Origin of the sequence: Cyanothece sp. BG0011 (assembly GCF_003013815.1) — a bacterium.
In the GTDB taxonomy this organism is placed as follows: Bacteria; Cyanobacteriota; Cyanobacteriia; order Cyanobacteriales; family Microcystaceae; genus Crocosphaera.
Genome location: NZ_PRLH01000108.1, coordinates 1 through 22,900, shown reverse-complemented (window position 1 = coordinate 22,900; position 22,900 = coordinate 1). Strand labels below are relative to the sequence as shown.

The following is a 22,900-nucleotide window of genomic DNA, read 5'->3' as shown; positions in this document are numbered from 1 at the left end:
ATCTTTCCACCAACCCTGATTAATTTGAGTCATTATTTCAATAAATAATTGATGATAAGGAAATTGACTCTTTTTCAAAGCATCCACAGTTACATTAACTAATTCATTACCATCTTCAACTAACCCATATAACCCCAACTTTTTCAACATTTCTTGACTATATGCACTTTGATAGTAATCATCAAAATTATTTAAACCAGTTTCTAAACTTTTAGGAGAAATAATGGTCATTAATGGTAACTGTAACATCTCCAAATTAACCCGAACAATTAAAGGCTGATTTTTATAACAATAACGCTTCGCATAATCAAAATAAGCAGCCGTAAAACTAGGGTCATAGGTGGGAATAAAACCATAAGGGCCGTAGTCAAAACTTTCCCCTGTAATGGACATATTATCTGTATTCAATACCCCATGACAAAATCCTGCTGCCATCCACTGTGCCGTTAATTGCGCGTGACGTTTGACTAATTCTTGATAGAATAAACCGTAACTATCTGGATTATCTAAGTCAATTTCTGGATAATAAATATCAATGACAAAATCTAATAATTTTTTAATCAAATCAGGTCGTTTGATATAGTATAAACGCTCAAACGTTCCAAAGCGAATGTGAGAACGACTCATACGAATCATAACAGACGAACGAGTGGGGGACGGTTCATCTCCTCGCCATAACCCTTCCCCCGTTTCAACTAAACTTAAACATCGAGAGGTTTTCACACCCATTCTGTGTAAGGTTTCGGCTGCTAAAACTTCCCTGACTCCTCCTTTTAAGGTTAATCTACCGTCACCCCCCCGCGAATAAGGGGTTTGTCCTGACCCTTTTGTCCCAAAATCATATAATTCTCCGTCTTCTCCTCTAACTTGTCCATAGAGGAACCCTCTACCGTCTCCTAAAAAGGGGTTATATTCTCCAAATTGATAACCATGATATCGTAAGGCAAGAAAGGGTCTAACCCCTTGAAATTTGCCAAACGCTTCGATAAAATCCTCGTCATCTACCTTCTCGGATGATAACCCTAGTTTGGGTAATAAATCATCGTTACGAAACCTTAAAATATGTTGTGGAAATTCTGCAGCCGAGACTTGATCATAGTAGTCTTCTCCTAAATTTTCTAAAGCAGGTTCGTAATTAAGATTAAGAAAAGGATTATCTCCGTTTAAAGTCATAGAATTACTTACAGTGATCAGTTATCAGTGATTCGTTATCACCTTTTTAATTTTACCTTTATCTTGATTTATCTTCTAATTTTATCAGTTATATTTCATAATTCCCTGGGTATTATTGAGAATAACATTGGTTAAGTCTGCGTTAGTTAAATCTGCATCCGTTAAATTGGTGTTCGTTAAATCAGCGCCGATTAATTTGGCTTTGACTAAACTTACCCCTGTTAAATTAGCATTTTTAAAATTAGCTGCGATTAATTTAGCCCCATTAAGGTTACTATATTGTAAATTTGCCCCAGATAAATTAGCACCGATTAAATTAATATTTTCTAAGTTAAGTTGTTGTAAGTTCATATTAGAGAGTTCCGCTTGTTGAAAATTTCTCTCTCCTAGTTGATAGCGTTGTAATAATTCTGCTGCTTCTGTCACCCTTATTTCTCTTTGTTTAGGATGAGTGTACTTTAAGGTAAACTTATCTTTTTGTTTGAGGACATTTTCTAACTCTTGATACAGAGAATAATTGCCAATTCCACTGATAGTTAACCATCCTCGCGATCGCGTCATCGCCACAAATAATTGATTACGAAATAATAAGTCATTTTCTACTTTAGCAATGTGATCTAATCCTACAATATAAACCATATCCGCTTCTTGTCCTTTGGCACGATGAATCCGAGCAATAGTTACAGCCCCTTCATACCAAAATTGGTTAGAATTATTATTTTCTTGGCTTAAATGATTACACTTTTTACTTCCTGGAAGATAACTATCAATTCCTTGTCTAATCAAAAAATTAGCAACAGTTTGTTGTAACCTAAATGCTTCAAAATAATTACCCAAAACTAAAACTAAAATTTCTTGACTAGGTCGTAATCCATCGTGACGTAAATTATGATAAATGTTCTGAAATAAAGCACTAATTTCTTGTTGCCTTGACAAGTATTTATTAAATATAATTAATGGCTCTTTCCAAAGGTTAGGTAACGGATTAGGTGAATTTTGAAAAGGTCTTGTAATTGTTATCATTTCCCCTTCTTTTAACTCTCCTTCAATATCATATCCTAAATTTTTCCAGTCTTTTTTATCTCTAATTCCTGTTAACATACCTTGAGAACGTAACCATCCCATACCTAGAGCATGAGCCGCTATAATAATTTGGTGAGGAGTACGATAACATCGGCACATAATCTCTGTTTTATTAATCCCATTCTTGTATTTTCCTGTCACAATATTACCGAAATCTTCCCCAAACATTTCACTAGGCTGAGGAACTTCTAAATTACCTAAACTTTGTAATTCATCATAAGTCCAGATCAATCTTTTTTGTTGATTATTGACAGCATCAACAGTACGCAATGATTGATATACTAACCAATAAAAAGGCTGTTTTTCTTGATAAAGCCAATTTTTAACCATGAAATCTTGCGCTTCATCAATTAAAATAGCATCAAAAATTTGAGGAATAGCTGTTTGATTTAAAAGATTAAAACACACTTCTCCTAATGCTTCTGATGGTTCTTGAAATGTGGTTTGATTAACCCCTAAAGGAACCACTCCTGTCACTTGACATAAAAAGCGATAAAATCCTAATTGTTCCCTAGAACCCCAACCATGAAAGACTTGTAATTGTTGATTATTTTTATCATAGGTTTGTTGTTGATGGGTAAAATATCTAATCCATTGATCAATTTGTTGTATAATTTCTTGATAAAGACTACGAGAAAAAAAGATAACAGCAATTTTCCATTGAGGATATTTTAGGTGCATTATGGCTGCTTTTTGACAGAGTAATACTGTTTTTCCTGAGCCTGCAATTCCTCGTATTCTTTGAAATCCTAAAGGTATTTGTTTCGCAATTTTTTCCTGTTGCAGATCAAATTGATAAAAATGATTTCTTAGTGTTTGTAATATTTTTCCTTTCGTATTATCTTGACTTAAAACTGCATGAGACTTTCGACGTAATATAGGAGTGCCTGATAAAATATTTAATAGTAAATTCCATTGATAGTCATTAATATTTTTTCCTGTAATAATAGGTGATGTTGTCTGAATAATTTTATCAATGGCTGTTAATGAAAGTAAATGATCGTGAAACAAAATAGGAGGGTTACTGGCCAGTTTATTAAATCCTTTTAATTCCCATTGTTCTGAAGTAATAAAAGGTAAAGCAATTAACACTTTTGCTGTAATTTGATTGCATAAACTGGGTTCTTGTTTCAAATATTCTAATAAGGAAAATAATTGACTTTCTGCTTGTTGGTAAGGACGACCTGACAGAGTGTAAAAGTTTCGATAATGCCAATGATGCCCTTCAATACTAACAATTTGCTCAATCAGTAAAGATTTAACTTCAATAATAATTAATCCTAAGTTAAAATCGGCGATTAAAATATCAGCTTCTTTACGATTTTTTCCCTTGATTCCAAAAATAGGATAACGCCAATAAATCAGACATTTTCTCTGCTCAAAAAGCTGTTTGATTTTATTCCATACTATTATTTCTCCCTTTTTTCCCCTATCTTTAAAAGATTCAGTGCTGATAAACATTGTATTAACAATTATCAATGAACCCCTGAATGATAACTAACCTAAGTTCCTCCTTGCCAACGAGTGATAGGAATACAGTCAATATTTAATTGATCTAAAGTACGAGCTACCACAAAATCCACTAAATCTTCTATAGTTTGGGGTTGATGATACCAAGCAGGAATAGCAGGAACAATTCTTACTCCTGCTTCTGCTAAGGTCGTTAAGTTGCGTAGATGAATTAAACTAAAGGGCGTTTCACGGGGAACCACCACCAAGGGACGACCTTCTTTAATTTGGACATCAGCAGCCCTTTCTAAGAGGTCAGAACTTAACCCATTGGCTAATTTAGCCACGGTACTCATGCTACAGGGCATAATCACCATACCCAACGTGCGAAAAGAACCACTCGCAATGGTAGCCCCCACATCGCCCCAGCGATGACAGCGCAATTTTCCCTTTACGGGGACTCCTGCCTGTTCTCGCCAAAATTCCTCTTGTAAATCGGGTTCAGCCGGCATTTTTACTTTTTGTTCGGCTTGCCACACCATATAAGTCGCTCTTGAAGCCACTACGTCAATGTCATAATCAGCTTCTAAGAGAAACTTTAAGGCACGAACGCTATAAATTAAGCCCGATGCTCCACTGATGCCTAAAATTAATGGTTGGGTCACTAAATCAGTCCTTCTAGTTCAAGATCCTCGATCATTTGCATTCCTCTGGGATCGCCTACTCTCAATAAAGCCGTTTTGGCATCTTCTTTAACACTGTAGTCTTCATCCTCTACCAATGCTTCGATTAAAGCGTCAATGGCCGTGGCATAAACCACGTTTGAGGGGAGTTCACGACATAATTGCCCGATCGCCCAAGCACAGTTTCCTCTAACTGCGGCCACTGAGTCTCGTCTTAAGCCTTCAATCAGAGGAGCCATCGCAGCGATCGCATTGTCATAGTCTAGTTTAGCAATTTGTGCCAAGCTACTGGCAGCCCAAAGACGGACGGCAGAAATATCCGTTCTTAGGGCATGAATTAACGGTTGAACACTGGCGCGATCGCTACCATTCCCCAAAGCCCAGACAATGCCTTTACGAACGTATCCGTTCCAGTCTCGCCCAATAGGTCAATTAAAGCTGTCACCGCTTCAGGACTGGTATTTCTCCCCAAAGCATAGGCTGCACTCACCCTAACGAGGGGGCAAATATCCTCTAATAGTTTAATTAATGGGGCGATCGCTCTAGAGTCTTGTAGTTCACAAAAGGCCCTGGCTGCCAGCATTCGTTGTGATGGGTCCTCATCACTCAATTTTGGCAACATTTCTTCAGGATCGGCCATCGGATCGTTGGTATCCGTCGATTCTAGGCGATCCAAAGGGTCATCAAATTGATCTACACTCTCAATTACGCTGAGGTCTTCTTCACTTTGCATAGTTGTTAGAATAGCCTATTCTTAACTATTTAAGCAGGTTTCTTGTCTCTTGTCTTATTCGGTTCCCGACGAAACAAGAGGCATTGCCTAGAATGGCCTTATATTTATAAGCTAAAGCTATGATATTTTTTTATTTAGATCATTCTCTGGGGTTATCTAGATAACTACGAGTCGCAGAAGAGGGAACTGCCTGATTTGAAGAGTAATAGGCAATGGCTGATATGGGCAGTGTTAGTGTCAGCATAGCGATCACTATTCCCATAAGGTGAGTCCATCTATGGGCCGGAGGTTCAGAAACCTTCCCTGACGGGCTACTAGATTCCATAAAATGATAAGTTTAATTTACTGTTAAAGGATAGAGAGAAACTGAATAAAATTTCTCTTTTCTATTGTACTGATTTTTTTAAGAGATGGACAAGTCTGATTTATCAGATTTAACAATAAAAAACCGCCACTGAAGGGTGGGCGGTTGCAATAAGCAATCGGAGGGTGATAATTGACTTTATGTCTTAATTTGAGTTTAGGGTACCCTCGGTAATTTTGATGTAACTAATGTAACGGAGTTGTGAATTTTTCTTGATTAATCGATCACTTTAGAACTAAATGCTAAGAGATTGCTTAAATGGCTCAAACACTCATCCTCCCAAGGTTCCCATTGATAGCTAGAGCGACAATGATGAATCCATAAAACACCCCATAGGTTTCCTTGGATTAAAAGAGGCATCAACGTCAGGTGTTTCAGGGCTACTTTTTCAAAATAAGCGATCGCTTCTGAGCATAAGTCAAGGTCTTGAGAAAAATCGAGTCTAACTGTTTCTCCCTGGACGTAGGTCCATTGGTACTCTGTCATTAAGGTGATTTTTTCCCATTCTAGGGTTTTTACCGAAGGATAACCGGGGGCGATGGCCTCCGCTATCAGTTTTCCGTCCCTACGATGAATCCCAACCCGTTCTGCCTTCACAAGAGTTTGTAGTTGCTCTAAACCCTCTTGAAAAATAGATTTAAGGGGCAAACCTTCTTGCCAGTGACGGGTTATTTTAGTTTCTAGATGGTGCCATTGCTGCTGTTTAGTACATTTTGCTTCTAAAGCAGTGGACTCTCTCAAAACTTGGGAAGTCAACAGGAGATGATTGACTCGTTTTGATAAAACCGACCAAAAAATGGGTTTCGTAATGTAGTCTGTTGCTCCTGCCAAAAATGCTTGATCAATGGAATCTTGATCGTCAAGAGCAGTAATCATCAAAATGGGAAGATAAATATTACCCTTGAGAGAACGGAGTGTTTGACAACAGGTAAATCCGTCCATCTCTGGCATAATTGCGTCTAACAAAACCAGATCCGGTTGATAACGACTGTATGCTTCGAGACATTGCTGACCGTTTTTCGCTTCGATGACTTGATAGCCTTCTTCTTCCATAGCTATCTTTAAGAGACTTCTCATGATACGGTCATCGTCAACAATTAGGACTAAGCAATCTTCTTGTTTAAAAGTTGGGTTATTCACAATTACGGGTGGGGTGATAACTGATTATTCATCGGGGGATGATTATTAAGTTCTTTTTGTAAAGCATGGCACACCCGATCATACTCCATTTTCAGTCTCAGTATTTTGTTTTCTGTCCCTTTTAGAGTTCCCTGACGAGCAATTGTTTCGATTTCCTCACATAATTGACAGAGAGTCGTGGCTCCTAAATTGCCACTCGGCGATCGCAGGGCATGGGCTGCCTGGCGTAGTTTTTCCGTATCTCTAACCGCTATGGCTTCTTTCATTGCATTGAGACGGAGGGGAGCATCTTCGAGATATCCCATAATAATATCATTGGTTCGTTGTCGTGCCATTTTCCGTAATTCGTTTAAAATTTTCCCGTCAATCGCTGGAGCGTCTGAACAAGGTTGACAGCGACGCAGTGCTTGTTTTAATTCTTCGATGCGGATGGGTTTGGCAATATAATCATCCATTCCTGCCAATAAACATTTTTCGCGATCGCCTGGGGTTGATTCTGCGGTCATGGCAATAATTCGAGGACGTTCTTCAGGGGCCATGGTTTGGCAAATGTGATGAGTCGCAGTTAAACCATCCATTTCAGGCATTCTTACATCCATTAAAATCACATCGTAGGAGCGAGTTTTTACGGCTTCTAATGCTTCTTGCCCATTACTCACCATATCTGCCCAATAACCCAGTTTTTCTAACAATAAATGAATGACTTCTTGATTGACGACCACATCTTCAGCCACTAAAATCCGCAAAGGAAGACTCTGGGCGAGTAATGATGGTTCTGAAGCCTGTTCTGATTGGGATTTGGTTATTTTGATCGGGTTTCCTGCAAAAATCTGCATTAAACTATAGTAAAGTTGAGACTGTTGCACGGGTTTAATTAAAACGGCTGCAAAGTCCTCTTTGCTGTGTTGAGCGGCCATTTCTGCTCTGGTAATGGAACTGAGCATGACTAGAGGTAAACTCTTGCAGTTAGGTTGTTGACGAATTTGACGAGCTAAATCGATCCCATCCATATTGGGCATATTCATATCTAAAATAGCCACGTCAAAGGTAATTCCCCGTCGTAGCCATTCTAGGGCTTTTTCCCCTGACTCCACAGCACAGGTAAACATTCCCCAAGATTGTGCTTGGTTGGTCAAAATCTTTTGATTGGTCAGGTTATCATCAATAATTAACATTCGCTTACCCATTAATTCCCGTTCTCCTTCTTGAGAGGTGGCAGGCGAAGAACTAGGGGCTGCTATGGTCTGAATGGTAAAGTTAAAGGTTGAACCTTTGCCTTCTGTACTATGAACCCACATACTCCCCCCCATCAGTTCGCTTAGTCCTTTGCTAATGGCTAATCCTAGACCGGTTCCTCCATATTTTCGGGTAGTCGAAGCATCCACTTGACTAAAGGGTTGAAAGAGCCGATTACAGCGATCTGAGGGAATGCCAATTCCCGTATCTTTGACAGCAAAACGGAGTTCATACCTAGGGTTTTCTGGTTTGTCTTCTGTGGTTTTTATCGGTGTCGCATTCACATAAATAACCACTTCTCCTTGTTCGGTAAATTTAACGGCGTTACCAATTAAGTTGGCCAGAATTTGTTTTAATCGGGTACTGTCTCCTATAATCGCACTGGGTGTGTTAGATTCGACCAAATAAGCGAGTTCCAAGTTCTTTTGTGAGGCTTGGGAGACAAATAACCGTAACACTTCTTCGATACAAGGACCTAACTCAAAAGGTTGTTCTTCTAATTCTAATTTGTGGGCTTCAATTTTGGAGAAATCGAGAATATTATTGATCATGGTCAGTAGGTTTTCTCCGCTATTACGGATAATACTGACAAATTCTTTTTGTTGATCACTTAACTGAGTATCTAATAATAACCCCGTCATTCCTGTCACGGCATTTAAAGGGGTACGAATTTCATGGCCAATCATGGCTAAAAACTCGCTTTTGGCTCGATTAAGCTCTTCTAAAGCTTGTTCTGACGCTTTCTGTTGAGCCATTTCTGTCTGTAAGTCTTCAAGCTCTTGGAAATACTGACCTAAAGTCGTAATCAATATTTCTAATTGATGGAGTTCGTCTCGTTGGGTTAAATTGGGCTGTTTATCTTCGGGTAATAAAGATTGAGTCTTATTGACTAATTTTCCGAGAGGCAACTGTACTTCTCGCCTAAACATGACGAACATGATTAGGATTAAAACACCACTGACAATTAATGAGGCGATTAAAATTTTCCCGGCTGACTTAATATTACTTTCTTGTGTGGGTTGTAAAGTATAAGCTAAACGAACTTCCCCTAGGGATTGTCCCCCTTCTATAATGGGTTGACGTATTTCTCTAATTTGAGGCTGTTCTAAGAATTTTTGCAGTTGTGCTTCTACGTTCCCTTGTTGTAACCCAGAAAAGGTCATCGAATCTGAGAAATTTTCCTGATTAAAAAAGCTGGTAACCCCTTGCCCTTTATCATTGATCACAATGCTATAGATGAGGTCATTTCCTACACTTGATTGTCTCATCAGTCGTTCTAGGGTAGCATCATCGAGTCCTAGTTTAGAATCTTGGGAAATCGTCCGAATTTCCTTGCTTAAGTCTTCTATTCTAGTGGTCAAGTTTTCCACCCGTTGATAATATCGCCAACGAACTTGAATCACCCCAAATAACAACTGAGCCAAAAGTAAACCAAGACTGGTCAGTCCTAAATATCTAACGGTGATTTTATTGGGTGTGAGGTTGCTCAGAGTCATAAACTTAGTCAATCTGAATATTAATCATCTTTTTGATAAGATTTTGGTTTTAAAAAAACAGTTAGGGTAACAATCATTTGTTTGTATCGATAGTCAAGAGGTTTTTGTAAAACTTCATACTTGGCTAATTGTATCAGAATTTGTTACAGATTGCTTTACAACATTTAATATATAAGAATCATTCGGTTACAATCAATATTGGTTTGACTTAAGAAATTTAGTTGACTATAACTTTTGAAATAGAGATTTTTGGATTTAAGAATTGAACATAAGTTATTGAACTAACCAGAATTAATTCTTAATTATTTATTTAACAATAAGATACAATTTTCTCTTGCCAACTCAGATTGAATACAGAACTTTTTTCTAGCATCTCTCGTCTTGAACAAAAGTGCTATGTCTGAAATCTCACCAATGATACTATTATGATCATCCTTTTTGGTGATAGTGATCACCCACTCGGTAGTTTTTATTAGGTAAAATACAGAACAACTATCGATAACACGATGCAAGCACGGAAATCTAATCTTTTTATGGTTTGTGGGATAGTTTTACACTATTATTGTTACTTTTTCAACCAATAGCATGAGCAACCGATCATTATCAGCCACTTCAGAAGGAATAGAGGCGGCCAAAAAAGTCTTAGCATCTAAAGGTTGGACTCAAGAATATTTAGCAGGAGAAGTCGGGTTATCCAGTCGCCAAAGTATTTGGAAATTTTTATCAGGTCGTCCCGTTTCTAGGCAAATTTTTAAAGAAATTTGTTTTAAGTTAAATCTAGACTGGGAAAATATCGCTAATCTTCCTGATAGCTTGGTTCCCGTCTTTAATTCTCAGGGCAACACCTACAGTTTAGAGGTGTCAGAATTAGTATCAGTGATGCGTTCTCATATTCAAGAAACCATCCTCACTCAATGTAATGCGCTACAGTCTTCTTTTGAATTAACTCAACCGCCCTTAGAAAAAATTTACACCCGAACCAGTTTCTACCTTGAACCTAGTTATCAACGTTGGTTAGAGGTGTCGGACTTGGAAAATTCCTTGGCGAGTGTTGAGAGTTTCCGGCTTTGTCGCCCCTCTTCTAACGCTGTGCTCGACTCAACTCTGCTAAGGCAAAAGGATAAATTAGTCATTTTAGGGAAACCAGGGGCAGGAAAAACCACCTTTCTACAACATCTTGCTTTACAGTGTACTCAAGGAAAATATCGACAAGATTTGATTCCTTGTTTTATTCAATTAAGAACAGAATGGGAACAAGGGGACGAAGAACTGATTGATTTCCAAACCTATTTAATGAGTTATGGTAAGAATCACGGTTTATCCCATCGACAGATCAAAAAATTACTAGAAGAAGGAAAATTTCTTTTACTGTTAGATGCCTTGGACGAAGTTCCTCTGCAATCTAGGGAAATGTTGTGCAAAAATATTCAAACGTTTTCCCAAGAATTTTATAAAAACTCCTTAATTATCACCTCTAGAAACTCAGCACAGCAATTTCATTTCCGAGGTTTTACCTATGTAGAAATCGCTGATTTAGAAGATAACACAATTAAAGAGTTTGTGGAAAAATGGTTTATAGCAACGAGCCAAAATAAGGCAGAAGGAAAGAAAAAAGCACAGCAATTTTTAGAGCAGTTAAATAGTCCTGAAAATGAATCTATTCGAGAATTAGCCGTTACACCAATTTTACTAAATCTCTTGTGTTCAGTGTTTAAAGAACGGGTCAGTTTTCCCCGCCAACGTCCCAAACTGTACGAAGCTGGATTAGATATTTTATTGCAACGTTGGGATAAGTCTAGGGGAATTGAACGAGATGATTTTTATCATGATTTATCTTTACTTGATAAACGAAAGTTATTATCTAAAATTGCTGCGGTAACTTTTTCTCAAGGTCGTTATTTTTTTGAAAGTCGCGAAATTCAAGAAATTATTGAAGATTATTTATGCCATTGTTGTGATTTTACAGCAGATACAGAAACCCTCTGGTTAACCAGCGAAGCGGTTTTAAAATCCATTGAAATACAACATGGTGTCTTAGTAGAAAGAGCTAAAGATATTTATTCTTTTTCTCATCTGACTTTCCAAGAGTATTTCACCGCTCGACATATTATAGCGAGTGGTTATCAAAGTTTAGAGCATAAGTTAACTGAGTTAGCCACAAAAATAGGTGATGATAGTTGGAGAGAAGTTATTTTATTGACCATCAGTATGTTACCAAAAGCTGATGTTTTGTTGTTAAAAATTAAGGACGCTATTGATAATTTTCCTAAAGAAAATATTAAGTTACAAAATTACTTGAAATTGCTTGATGAGAAAGTTGAATTTATGAATTTATCCTACAAAAAATCAGCAGTTAGAGCTTTTTATTTTACTTTATTTAATCATCGAGATTTTAATTTAGCCTTGTCCCTAGAACCTCAATTTGCCTATCAAAATAAATTAAGTAAAGAAATCAAACTTGATTCGACTTTAGTTCGAGCATTTATTGATAGTTTACAATTAGTCAAAAATCCTAATATTAAAAATTTTCTTAGTTTATGTTTAAGTTTAGAAATAGAACAGAAATTTCAACTTACTGGTGCTATTTTAGAAGATTTCAGCCAGTTAAAATCTCAACTTCCTGATGCAGAACAAGGAAAAGACTATATCTTAAATTGGTGGAAAATCCAAGGTAAAAAATGGGTCGATAATTTTCGCATTTTCTTGATGAGACACCGTAAAATTTGCTATGATTGGGAATTAAATCAACAAGAAAAAGACTTATGGAACTGTTTTTACGATGGTAATGTTTTTTTAGTTAAATGTCTAAAAGGAGATGGCAATATTAGTCCCAAAGTAAAAACGGAAATAGAATCAAGTTTATTATTACCGAAGACGATATAAAAAGAAGGGGCTTAACTTTATTAAACCCCTACCAATCAAAAGAAAAATATTAGCTAAGGCTGTGGAAACTGCCGACTATACACCTCTTCTTCTTTTTCGGTTTCAACTTTTAGGTTAGAACGAGGATAGGACACACATAACAACGCATACCCTTCTGCTTGTAACTCAGGGCTTAACCCCATGCCATCTCCTTGTTCAACTTCTCCTTCTAACAGTTTTCCTGCACAGGTGGTACACACTCCAGCTTCACAAGACAAAGGTAAATCAAGACCCGCTTCTTTGGCTGCAGCCAACACCGTTTTATCTTCAGGAACTTCAATGGTTTGGGTTGTTCCTTGATGATTAATTTCAACAGTATACGTATTGGACATATTTGCTGTAATACCTGATAAGCTTTCCTTGATCTAATGTATCTTTATGGGGTGACTCTTGGCTACGGCAGGTCGGAGAATCTTATTCTCCTGTGACGGATAAATCACTGACCCACACTCTCGGACAGACACCCCCAGGGGTGACCTCTGCTTCTGACTCAACACAGATAATTGATTTCAATAGGGTTAGATAGTCTCCTGCAACCGTAGCAGCATCAATACTGGTTAATTCTCCCTTGTTTACTAACCATCCATCAAAGGGTAAAGAAAAAGACCCTTGTAGGGTATTAACCCCTGCATGAAGGGCTTGTAACTTGTCGATTAAAATGACATTTTCTGCCTCATCTAGGTTGTATTGGGGGTCAGCTTGCGAGTTAGAAAAAACATGATAAAAATGGGAACCGACGGTGACTTTTGCGCCAATGTTAGCGTTTCCTGTCGGTTGAGCATTCATCCGTTTAGCGGTTCCTGCACTATGCAATAATCCCGTTAAGACTCCATCTTTGATTAATTCGACGCGACGGGTCGGAGTTCCTTCTCCATCAAAGGTTTCTCTCCCAATATTATCAGGATGGAGAGCATCATCACATAAACAAAGCAAGGAAGAAGCCACTTCTTTTCCGACAGAGTCTAGGTTAGAAAGACTTTGCTTATCTAGAATATTTTGAGCATTAAATAGATTAGAAAAGGCACTAATTAAACTTAAAAAGGCTTTCGGCGAAAAAACAACGGTGTATTTTCCTGAAGGAATAGTGCGATAGTTAATGTGACTAATTGTCTTTTCTGTCACTTCTTTTAAACAGCCATCCACGTCTAACGTATCTAGTCCCCGACTAATTTTCATGGCACTAGCACCTCTGGGTTTTTTTCCTTCTTCTTCTGTGCGACTATAAAGATAGATAACTGAATAGGACCGAGCTTCTTGACGTAGAGAACCTTCGCTGTTGAGATAAAATCTTGCAATGTCTTCTTGAGATAATCCATTATAGGGAACCCCTTGAATAGCAGGATGGGCCTCTAAGAGGGTTTTTTCTGCTTGAATTAAGGTATCTATTAAGGTAGGAACGGGAGCCGGTTCTACAATTTCATCGGCAGTATTCTCTATGGTTGCTTTGGCTTCAGGGCTAAAGTTTGGGGGATTTTCGGTATTACCAAATCGGCTGGCTTCTTGTGCTGTTTCTAGGGCTAGTTTGATGCCCAATTCGTCCAAATCGGTAGTGGTTGTTACCCCCACAATTCCCTTGTCATTCCACACCCGAACAATGACACTAGAACGATTTGATGCTTGGACTTGTTTGGGTTCTCCGTGATTAACTTCTACACTGGTTTCGTCAATAGAAGAACCATAAATATCATATTTATTAATGCCGAGTTTTTCTGCGCTGCTTTGGGCATAATTAGCGATGGTTTCTATGTTGAACATTACTATCTATCAGAGTTTCAAATAATATTTTGACTTATTTCCTTGGTCTATTTTATACTATCTAGTTCTTTTTTTCAATCTAAAGAAACTTTGATGACAATCTTATGCTATTTCTTAAAACAAATAACCCAAATAATTAAGCTAGTAAATCCAATATAAATCAAAACCGCCATCCAATCCAAGAAAGTATGAGAAATCATATCCTAATTAGAAATAATTTGTATTCGTGGTTTAAGCCTAAAGTGTAACATATAACAACAGTAAGGTGAGCAAGGCCCACCCCACTCATTTTAATAATCACTGGTTAACTCTCTCCAAGCCGCTTTGAAGGCTAAAGGTAAACGCTTTACTATTTTTTTTGAAATTGTTTACCCTTTTTTGAATCGATTTTTTGAGTTGAGAGAATTTTGAATTTTGCTGTTTTATTTTGGTTTGAGGATAGGTTAAATCCCTAATAACAACCTCGTGAGGATTAAGATAACGAACTCGAGAAGAAAATCTCTCACTGTCTAACCCATTGCTATCTGCATCGAGCAAAGAGGAAAGAATAAAATCTGAATCATCCCATCTTGGTCTATCCGTTGGCTTATTCCAATAATAAACTTGTCGTTTTCCATCACATACTATCTCTTCAAAGCCATCAATTTGAGGAGAAGAGTCCTGAGTATTATTAATAATTTGTACTTGGCGATAATGACGATAACTGTGACTCATAATTAACTCCTTATATTATTCTTTCCTTTTACTGTCAGCATAACATTGATGCCTTATTTTTTAGGTTCGGTTATGCTCCCTTAATGGGTAGGGATTTCTTATCATTACTTCTTTTTTTTCTTAAATAAGTTAGTCCCCATTTCTGTTTTAGCAGAGAAAATCAAATAGGCAATTAAGACTACCACACCAAGGGCGAAAGAAAATAACTCATTATTCATCATATCATCCTCATTTTGTTAAAATAATACTGATCTTAGTTTACGACAAAATTAACAGTTCACTGATAACTAATGACTGAAGTTTTAGCACCTTGGCGACCTATTTTATCTCGCGCCCTTCATCGGAATCGAAGTCTACCTAATGCGCGTTATTTTCAACTAGCGACCATTAACCGTCAGGGACAACCCACTAATCGGACTGTAGTATTTAGAGGGTTTTTAGATAATAGTAATCAATTACAAATTATAACCGACAGTCGCAGTGAAAAAATTCATCATATTCACCATAATTCTCTGAGTGAAATTTGTTGGTATTTCCCCCAAAACGAGAGAGCAATTTCGCATTAGTGGCAATTTAACCATAATTGATGAAACCCATCATAATCAAAGGTCAAGATTAACCGTTTGGCAAAATCTGTCTGACTCAGCTAGACAACAGTTTACTTGGCCTTATCCAGGTAAACATTTAACTGAAAATCAGCAAGATTTTTGTCAAGATATCCCATCCAATCATCAACCTCTATCTAGTTTTATTCTCCTTTTATTTAATCCTGAAAAGGTTGATCACCTAGAACTAAGAGGACATCCCCATCAAAGAGACTTTTATTCCTTAGATAACGACAAAAACTGGATAAGACAAGCTGTTAATCCTTGATTGACAATTAAAATTAACAAAATGTAACATATCGGTTAAAATAATATTGATATGAACCGTTTAGAGTAGGTTTAAAATAATGGATTTAGTCAATATAGCCAACTGGGGTTTAGGATTGTTTTTAGGATTAATGACCTTCTTATTTATCTTTCGTATTGTCTTGACTTGGTATCCTCAAGTCGAATTAAACCGTCTTCCTTGGAAACTAATTGCTTTACCCACTGAACCTTTATTAATTCCTGTGCGTCGGGTTATTCCTCCTCTGGGTGGGGTTGATATTAGTCCTATCATATGGGTTGGTATTTGTAGCTTACTCAGAGAAATTTTAGTGGGTCAACAAGGACTGGTTACGATGGCTTTAAATAGCTATTAATCAGAGTCAACAACCTTAGGAGAGACAGTGCCAATTCTCTACTGGTATATATATAAAAGTAGCAATAAGACTCCTGCTTTATGTTCGGATCTGACCTTGACCAATTCTTAACCTATAGTTTAGTAAACTACATTAACATTGGACCATAGAGATAGAGCCATCTGTTTGCCATTCCAAGCTTAATAATCTTTCAAATTTCTTTATCCAATTAGTGTTCACAATTCAAGTATTCGTGTTATAACATAACCAATCGTGTTTTATTTTAGGTAAAAACCACATGATCAAACAAATTGCAAAACTATTATTACCATTACCTTTGGCATTAGCTGTCCCTGGTTTAGCTTCTGCAGCTCAACTCGGAGCAGGAACTCAAAACTTCGTCTACCCCAATGGGATTCAATTACTTAACAACGCGGTGGATTTTGCTCCTAACGCTACTGACTTTGTTCCCCTCGGTTTTGGAGGAAGTTTTACGGACTTAGTTGATAATGGAGGAACTTTTAACATTAACTTTATTGATGGCGACGGATTTGCTGATTTTCTAGGCAAAGAAGGCCTATCTTTTGATATTTATCTTCCTGGTGGCGCTATTGGCGGACCGAATCCAGGCACCATCGTAAGTGGCGAGACATATGATTTCTTAGCTGGAGATATTGCAGGACTTCCACTTACAATGGTTACGGACGGTACAGGAGCTAGTGCTACTGGTATTAATGTCATCCTCTATGATCTCGATGAGGACGGTTTTGATACAGATGATGCCGCTTTTTACGCTACATCCTTTACTCGAACCACTATTCCCCAAGACGGTGGCGGTGGTTTTAACGTAACTGTAGCTTTTGACGGATTTCTTTATAGTCCAACTGACGAGTTTGACATCACCCCTGTGACCTTTTCCTTATTCAATGGGGTAACTGCAATCAATCCTGATACTTTGGCTGTCTTAAATGGTGCTCCCCCACTGTCTCTACCCGCGGGTGCTATTTCGTCTAATCTTGACGGCGCACAAGAGATTTTAGAATCAGTACCCGAACCTGGAACCGTCACTGGTTTGGCTGCTCTTGGAATCTTTGGATTATTACGTAAACGCAAAGGTAATAAGGCTTAATCCCCATATCATTATGTATTTAGGTTAGGATATTTTTGTTGTTCCCCTTTTCTGCAAAGTAATGGACTATTGGGCTGAGTGGTTCGGCCCATCTCACTGAGAGAGTTAACGCCTTATCTTTCGCTTATTTATCCTAACCATCTCTGTACACTTGTAACATAAAGAATTTAAAAATTGATAATTAAAAAGGTGTAGACCATCAGGGTCTACACCTTTTTTCTTCTATAACTCATATCTTGCACCTTCGATAAAATTATCTAGTTTGTCAGCCATCAGCCTAGGTGCGCTTAGCCGAAACTTCGCTCTCGGAACTGCTGAACGCTGAATACTGAATGCTTACATTGTTGAGTTTTTATGTACTGGTGCAAGATGTCAGTATAACCTAAGAAAAGATATCGGCTGGGTCAGCTAGTCTTAATTTACGGGCTGAAATAAAGGCTGAGACACTGCAAATGACAAAACTTAAACCAAACACCAAAATAGCAGAAGGCAAAGTCATAAAAATGGTCACCTTAATAATATTACTGGTGAGATCATAAAAAACGAGAGCAAGAATATATCCTGGAATATAACCGAGAACAGTTAGATAAAGGGCTTGGCGAAAGATAACGCCTAATAAAACAGAATCTTGATAGCCTATGGCTTTAAGTGTGGCATACTCAGGTAAATTTTCACTGATTTGGGAGTAGAAAACTTGATAGACAATAACTGAACCAATAATGGCTCCCATAATGATACCAATATTAAAAATTTGACCAATATCGGTACTATTAACAATATAACTTTTTTCAAATTCTATATATTCTTCTTTGCTAAGAACCCTAACATCCTTTGGAAGTATGGTTTTTAATTGGCTAATAACCTGTTGTACATCTGAATTGGGCTTTAAACTAATAACACCGACATCGATTTCACTCAGTTTGCGGCCTCTGAATAAACGAACAAAATTTAAATCACTTGTAATTAAATTGCCATCTGCAACTGGCATAGCCCCCAAAGTAAATAAACCGATTAAGTTAATTCTACGTCCTCCTGCTTCAGTCGTGACTGACTTTTCTCTCTCTATTTTGGCTGCAACTTTTTCGACGAAATCTCCCCTAGAAACGCGATCAAAAAGAAAAACATCAGGGGCTTTTAATGCCTGTAAATATTGATTAACTTCTGGTACATCTAAAACAGGTTGTTCTGGGTCAAATCCTATGGTTAACATAATTCTACTACGTCCTGTTTCCGGGTCTTTCCAGTCAGGTAGCGTAGCCAAGTATAAGGGTTTAACAGACGCAACTTGTTCAAGACTATTGGCTTGATAGAGACGACGCCAAGAAAAGCTTTTCATCGACTGTAGAGATACGGTCTTAGCACTAATTAAGACAATATCTCCTTTAAGTCGTCGGTGTATTTCTGACTGACTATAATAAATAGACAATTGAAAGCCCAATTGCATAAACATCAATAAATCTGCAAAAGCAATACCAGCTAAAGCAGCTAAAAATCGGGGCTTTTCATGTACTAATTGTAACCACGCTAAAGGTGTTTTAAGAGACATCGAGTGAGTCACGAATATACTATTCGAGAGCGAGTATTAGGAAGTAGGAATTGTAACTTTTATGCGCAAGTTGGTTAGACCTGATACCTTTTGACTATCCTGAGGCGTTAAAGCAATATGTACTTCGACTATTCTAGCATCTTCATCGGCAAGGGGATCGGTATCAAGAATATCCTGTTTATTTATTTTGAGATCAATTTGGCTTACCGTTCCTTTCAACTCTCCAGAGAAACTAGGACTGGTAATAATTGCTTCGTCTCCTAATTGAACTCGACTGACATCAGTTTCATAAACTTCAGCAATGGCGAGCATTTGCTCGGTTTGACCCACTTCTATAATCCCTTGTTCATCAATTACTTCTCCGGGGCGGGTATAAATATCCATTACCTGTCCATCTTGGGGAGAATACACAATCGCTGCATTTAAGTTAGATTCAGCTTTGCGAACCGCAGCTAAAGCCATATCAACTTCTGCCTGGGCTACCTGGATATCAACAGGACGAACTTCTTGAATACGCTGAAGAGTCGCCATAGCTTCTTGCCGTTGTTCTTCGAGTTTATCATTCATGCCAACTCGATTAGCAAGGGCTTGATCCAATTGTGCTTGGGCGGTTTCAACAGCGAGTTTACGACTATCCAAATCTGAGGCAGACAAAGCCCCTTCATTGTACAAATGCTCATAACGCTCATAGTCTGCTTGAGCATTACGCAGTTGAGCTTGTAAACGGGCAATTGTGGCTTGGAAAACTCCATCAGCTTCAATCGATTCTACTTGAATTCGATCAATCACTGCCTTTTGAGCCTCAATTTCCCCTTGAGAAGCCCCTGCTTTTACTTGTTGCAGTCTTGCTTGGGCAACTTGTACATTTTGTTGAGCTTGTAATAAAGCACTATGTAGACGTTGATAATTGTCTAAAATAGCAATTTTTTGCCCTTTTTTTATTTTTTCCCCTTGATTCACTAGGAGTTGAGCCAACCTAAGTCTTGAACCCTCGAAAGAGGTAGGGGCTGATATATTGACCAATTCTCCTTTGGGTTCGATACGTCCTAAAGCCACAACTGAGTTAAGAGTGGGAGCAGTAACAGCGATCGCCTGATTTTGGACACGAGAATAGGGAAAATCAAACTTCAATTCCGTGTTGGTCATTGTTAAGGCACCTAAGGTGGAGATGCTACCCATTAACAATCCGATAAATAGATGTGATTTCATGTTTAACCCTCTTATTCATTCACCAAAGATAAATATTTTCTCGATCACAAAGATGTTATTCAGCATTAGTCAAACTTTGCTCGGTGTATAATTGGTCTTGTAAAAACATGATTCACCCCTTGACTCTAAAGTCCTTATACTGAATTTCTAAATCTCCTGGTTTCCAGAAGATGATGAACACAAGAGTAACTTGAAAGTGTAAAAATCTAGTCAAAAGTGTAAAAATCTAGTCAAAAGCCAAATTGATCTAAATCGTGTTTATTTTAAGAACTGGAGTGTCTGTTTCAGTCCCTAGAAAAGCAAAAACCTCGTTAAATAAGCATTTTGGCTGATTTTCAAACCTACGGATTTAAATATAAACCTGGTTTATCATTACTGGCTAGTTCTAGATTGGCTCTAAATAATAGTCACTGCACCAACAATTAGTAGAAGGTATAAATAGCTTGTCAGTTGATAACTCATTTCATCGTCTTCAGGTGAGCGATTCAGTAGCAATCGACTGATAATAAGACAAGACATAACAGCTTGGGCTAAGTCGCAAGTTAAGCTAACAAAAGATAATCCATGAGGCATAAGTAAGTAACAATGAACAATAGGCATAAAGAGGAAAAAGCCAATACAGAGACTAATTCTAGTGGTAGTTTCCCCAATCACAATGGGCAAAGTTCTACGGCCAACACTCTTGTCGCCAGCTAGATCCCTCAGTTCTTGAATATTAATCAATAAACCGAAAGAAATAGATAAGGTTAAAATCCATTGGCAAGCTGTCTGATCAAGAGGACTCACCATTGTCCAAGCAGCGACTAATGAGCTATAGGCAATAACAACCAACAATACATTTCTCCCTAACCAGTGTTTTCCCCAATTTCCGAAGTCATATAGGATAATAGCGATTTGGAGGGAAATCATCCATGGGAGAACGCCAAAATACCATCCCAAAGCAGACAATACAAACATTCCAACAATCCAATGTACCCATGCTTGTTTAGGTGATATCAATCCAGTTACTAGAGGGCGATCTGGCTTGTTAATTTTGTCTTCTTCAATACCAACTAATTGATTAGAAATGCAAAACACTAAAAGGAATAATCCAAACACAAGAATGGCACGTCCTAGAAATATTAGCAACTGAGGTACTGAGAACGCTTCACTATTCCAAGCTGCTGCGGTAAAGATAATGGGAGATAAAATAACCGAGATATCTCGTTTAATAAAACTCCAAATAATCAAGGCTTCATATTGAACTGCTTGGAATAAATGACGAGGAAAGTTCCAAAGAAGCTTAATTTTAGGATTTTGTTCAGTTTGCTCCGTATTAGTAAAAATATTAACTTCATGTAATTGGTCTTGTAAAAACATGATCTATTCCTCGATTGGACTATATGTATCTTCAAAGTTTTAAGTTTCACTCTGTTAGACCCTAGATGCAAGGGTAATTGAAGACTGTAAACAACTTGTCAAGACTGACCTATAGATAGATTTTCTCGAACTGATGAGGTATATTTTGATCACTCCTAACTCAGAGCAATAACCTGTTTACCTTAGAAGTATGAGAACTATGATAAGTGTCTTAATTTATATTGTTTGTGAATTAACTCCATTCTGACTAGGAGAAAAACACTGAAAATTGATTTATTTTTTCTTTTACTTAACAATTTTTCTAGTAATTTCCCTGGTACTTTTATCTTTAAAAAACCTTCACAATCCCTATCATTGATGAGAGAAAAAACGGCTTAATGAGCAGCCATGAAGTCCTTAAAGGCAGAATTAGCTAATAATTCGAGCAACTGTAAACTTTTGTTAAAGCTCCTAACAATGGTCAAATTTCATATCCGTACGTGAAGAAGATAAACAAACCAATTTATATGTACGTTAGAGCAGAAGTTAAGTAAATAAAGAACATTATATAAAGTTGCGTTAATAAAACTAGAACCTTTACCTATTGCCTGTTCTGGCGTTATCTGTTGCTTTTCTGTTCCATATCCTTCAGCAATATTCACTTCGGATACATTGAGATCCTGTAAAAAGTGAGTTGATCTCACGGAACAATGACAAGAGATTACTAAAGATATTTCCTTAAAAGCACCTAATTAAAGAGTTTTAAGGACTAATCCCAAGACGAATGTTGATGGTAAAATAGTAACGTTAAGAACCAATCGCATTTTAAAGGCAGTCAAGGAGTGACTCAACAGACTCATTGACGAATTCATTTCATTATTTACACCATGAAACCCCAATGAAACCCGTCATTTCTATTAAAAATCTTAATCATTTTTTTGGTAAAAATAAATTAAAAAAACAAGTTTTATTTAATATTAATTTAGAAATTAATCCTGGTGAAATTATCATTATGACAGGACCATCGGGTTCAGGTAAAACAACCCTATTATCTTTAATTGGGGCTTTGCGTTCAGTTCAAGACGGAAGTTTACGAACCGTTAATTATGAACTGAAAGGGGCGACAGAACGTAAATTGGTTAAGGTGCGTCGCTTCATGGGTTATATTTTTCAGGCACATAATCTCTTGCCATTTCTGACAGCAAGACAAAATGTACAAATGTCCCTTGAACTTCACGATAATATTAGCCATCAAGAAGCGATCGCTAAATCGGAAGAAATGTTAAAAATGGTGGGATTAGGAGAAAGAATTAATTATTATCCTGATCAACTTTCGGGGGGACAAAAACAAAGAGTTGCTATTGCCCGCGCTTTAGTTAGTCATCCGAAATTAGTTTTGGCTGATGAACCCACTGCCGCTTTAGATAGTAAACAGGACGAGATGTGGTGATATTATGGAAAAGCTCACCAAAGAACAAGGATGCACCATTCTTTCTCGTTACCCATGATAACCGTATCTTGGATATAGCTGATCGTATTATTCACATGGAAGATGGATATTTGAAGAATTAAAACAAAAAAAGGATAAGCTGTTAAATTTCGCTTATCCTTAATAATTTTATTTTAACTAGCTGCTAAAACTCTTTTACGTTACCCCGTCGTCTCCGCAGTTGTGCTAGAGCCTGATGTTCTAATTGACGCACCC

General features: G+C 37.5%; 15 protein-coding genes and 3 pseudogenes. 5 read left to right on the top strand and 13 right to left on the bottom strand.

The genetic code is table 11. The features are described 5' to 3' along the window. The 7 genes and pseudogenes from C4E06_RS14625 to C4E06_RS14595 form a co-directional block, all read right to left on the bottom strand. The coding region (locus C4E06_RS14625) for a YdiU family protein (protein ID WP_107668734.1) at positions 1-1,173 on the bottom strand (1,173 nt) is incomplete at its 3' end. 84 nt (positions 1,174-1,257) lie between these two features. Then, positions 1,258-3,717, bottom strand: coding sequence for a pentapeptide repeat-containing protein (locus C4E06_RS14620; protein ID WP_107668733.1), 2,460 nt, complete (start codon positions 3,715-3,717; stop codon positions 1,258-1,260). A 41-nt stretch (positions 3,718-3,758) separates the two neighbouring features. Continuing rightward, positions 3,759-4,370, bottom strand: a complete 612-nt coding sequence (locus C4E06_RS14615; RefSeq protein WP_107668732.1) for a flavin prenyltransferase UbiX — start codon at positions 4,368-4,370, stop codon at positions 3,759-3,761. Then, positions 4,370-5,121, bottom strand: a pseudogene (locus C4E06_RS14610) (HEAT repeat domain-containing protein). The gene C4E06_RS14615 and the pseudogene C4E06_RS14610 overlap by 1 nt, the downstream one beginning before the upstream one ends. Before the next feature lie 139 nt (positions 5,122-5,260). Next, positions 5,261-5,446 carry a hypothetical protein gene (locus C4E06_RS27965; protein ID WP_107668731.1) on the bottom strand — a complete coding sequence of 62 codons (186 nt, stop codon included), beginning with the start codon at positions 5,444-5,446 and terminating at the stop codon, positions 5,261-5,263. Between the two features lie 255 nt (positions 5,447-5,701). Then, positions 5,702-6,625 carry a response regulator gene (locus C4E06_RS14600; protein ID WP_107668730.1) on the bottom strand — a complete coding sequence of 308 codons (924 nt, stop codon included), beginning with the start codon at positions 6,623-6,625 and terminating at the stop codon, positions 5,702-5,704. Between the two features lie 2 nt (positions 6,626-6,627). Further along, a complete protein-coding gene (locus C4E06_RS14595) occupies positions 6,628-9,357 on the bottom strand; it encodes a response regulator (protein WP_107668729.1) in 2,730 nt (909 codons plus the stop codon). A 585-nt stretch (positions 9,358-9,942) separates the two neighbouring features. Here C4E06_RS14595 and C4E06_RS14590 point away from each other — a divergent pair. Continuing rightward, positions 9,943-12,240: an NACHT domain-containing NTPase gene (locus C4E06_RS14590; protein WP_107668728.1), complete on the top strand. Its 2,298-nt coding sequence runs from the start codon at positions 9,943-9,945 to the stop codon at positions 12,238-12,240. Between the two features lie 53 nt (positions 12,241-12,293). On the opposite strand, the gene C4E06_RS14585 is transcribed toward C4E06_RS14590, so the two are convergent. The 3 genes from C4E06_RS14585 to C4E06_RS14575 all read right to left on the bottom strand — a co-directional run bounded on the left by C4E06_RS14585 (position 12,294) and on the right by C4E06_RS14575 (position 14,748). After that, complete coding sequence (locus tag C4E06_RS14585) at positions 12,294-12,611, bottom strand: 2Fe-2S iron-sulfur cluster-binding protein (RefSeq protein WP_107668727.1); 318 nt, start codon at positions 12,609-12,611, stop codon at positions 12,294-12,296. A gap of 82 nt (positions 12,612-12,693) precedes the next feature. Beyond that, positions 12,694-14,034 (bottom strand): TldD/PmbA family protein, encoded by a 1,341-nt coding sequence (locus tag C4E06_RS14580; protein ID WP_107668726.1) that lies wholly within the window; start codon positions 14,032-14,034, stop codon positions 12,694-12,696. A 297-nt stretch (positions 14,035-14,331) separates the two neighbouring features. Then, positions 14,332-14,748, bottom strand: coding sequence for a hypothetical protein (locus tag C4E06_RS14575; protein WP_198648697.1), 417 nt, complete (start codon positions 14,746-14,748; stop codon positions 14,332-14,334). Positions 14,749-15,038: 290 nt separating this feature from the next. Between C4E06_RS14575 and C4E06_RS14570 the strand changes: the two are divergent. The 3 genes and pseudogenes from C4E06_RS14570 (at position 15,039) to C4E06_RS14560 (ending at position 17,102) form a co-directional block, all read left to right on the top strand. Beyond that, positions 15,039-15,621 (top strand): annotated as a pseudogene (locus tag C4E06_RS14570) (Npun_F5749 family FMN-dependent PPOX-type flavoprotein). A 79-nt stretch (positions 15,622-15,700) separates the two neighbouring features. Beyond that, entirely contained in the window at positions 15,701-15,994 is a 294-nt protein-coding gene (locus tag C4E06_RS14565) for a YggT family protein (protein ID WP_107668725.1), read from the top strand. Between the two features lie 277 nt (positions 15,995-16,271). Continuing rightward, entirely contained in the window at positions 16,272-17,102 is an 831-nt protein-coding gene (locus C4E06_RS14560; protein WP_107668724.1) for a PEP-CTERM sorting domain-containing protein, read from the top strand. A 382-nt stretch (positions 17,103-17,484) separates the two neighbouring features. Here C4E06_RS14560 and devC read toward each other — a convergent pair whose 3' ends face one another. The 3 genes from devC to C4E06_RS14545 all read right to left on the bottom strand — a co-directional run bounded on the left by devC (position 17,485) and on the right by C4E06_RS14545 (position 21,216). Further along, a complete protein-coding gene (devC, locus tag C4E06_RS14555; protein WP_107668723.1) occupies positions 17,485-18,648 on the bottom strand; it encodes an ABC transporter permease DevC in 1,164 nt (387 codons plus the stop codon). Between the two features lie 36 nt (positions 18,649-18,684). After that, positions 18,685-19,857, bottom strand: a complete 1,173-nt coding sequence (locus C4E06_RS14550) for an ABC exporter membrane fusion protein (protein ID WP_107668722.1) — start codon at positions 19,855-19,857, stop codon at positions 18,685-18,687. A 396-nt stretch (positions 19,858-20,253) separates the two neighbouring features. Beyond that, positions 20,254-21,216, bottom strand: a complete 963-nt coding sequence (locus C4E06_RS14545; protein ID WP_107668721.1) for a UbiA family prenyltransferase — start codon at positions 21,214-21,216, stop codon at positions 20,254-20,256. Between the two features lie 877 nt (positions 21,217-22,093). Here C4E06_RS14545 and C4E06_RS14535 point away from each other — a divergent pair. Further along, positions 22,094-22,767, top strand: a pseudogene (locus tag C4E06_RS14535) (DevA family ABC transporter ATP-binding protein). Positions 22,768-22,900: the final 133 nt, after the last annotated feature.

Coding starts and splice junctions, on each gene's coding strand:
- C4E06_RS14620 (WP_107668733.1), bottom strand. CDS start 3,717: ATGTTTATCAGCACTGAATCTTTTAAAGATAGGGGAAAAAAGGGAGAA.
- C4E06_RS27965 (WP_107668731.1), bottom strand. CDS start 5,446: ATGGAATCTAGTAGCCCGTCAGGGAAGGTTTCTGAACCTCCGGCCCAT.
- C4E06_RS14595 (WP_107668729.1), bottom strand. CDS start 9,357: ATGACTCTGAGCAACCTCACACCCAATAAAATCACCGTTAGATATTTA.
- C4E06_RS14590 (WP_107668728.1), top strand. CDS start 9,943: ATGAGCAACCGATCATTATCAGCCACTTCAGAAGGAATAGAGGCGGCC.
- C4E06_RS14585 (WP_107668727.1), bottom strand. CDS start 12,611: ATGTCCAATACGTATACTGTTGAAATTAATCATCAAGGAACAACCCAA.
- C4E06_RS14580 (WP_107668726.1), bottom strand. CDS start 14,034: ATGTTCAACATAGAAACCATCGCTAATTATGCCCAAAGCAGCGCAGAA.
- C4E06_RS14575 (WP_198648697.1), bottom strand. CDS start 14,748: ATGAGTCACAGTTATCGTCATTATCGCCAAGTACAAATTATTAATAAT.
- C4E06_RS14565 (WP_107668725.1), top strand. CDS start 15,701: ATGGATTTAGTCAATATAGCCAACTGGGGTTTAGGATTGTTTTTAGGA.
- C4E06_RS14560 (WP_107668724.1), top strand. CDS start 16,272: ATGATCAAACAAATTGCAAAACTATTATTACCATTACCTTTGGCATTA.
- devC (WP_107668723.1), bottom strand. CDS start 18,648: ATGTCTCTTAAAACACCTTTAGCGTGGTTACAATTAGTACATGAAAAG.
- C4E06_RS14550 (WP_107668722.1), bottom strand. CDS start 19,857: ATGAAATCACATCTATTTATCGGATTGTTAATGGGTAGCATCTCCACC.
- C4E06_RS14545 (WP_107668721.1), bottom strand. CDS start 21,216: ATGTTTTTACAAGACCAATTACATGAAGTTAATATTTTTACTAATACG.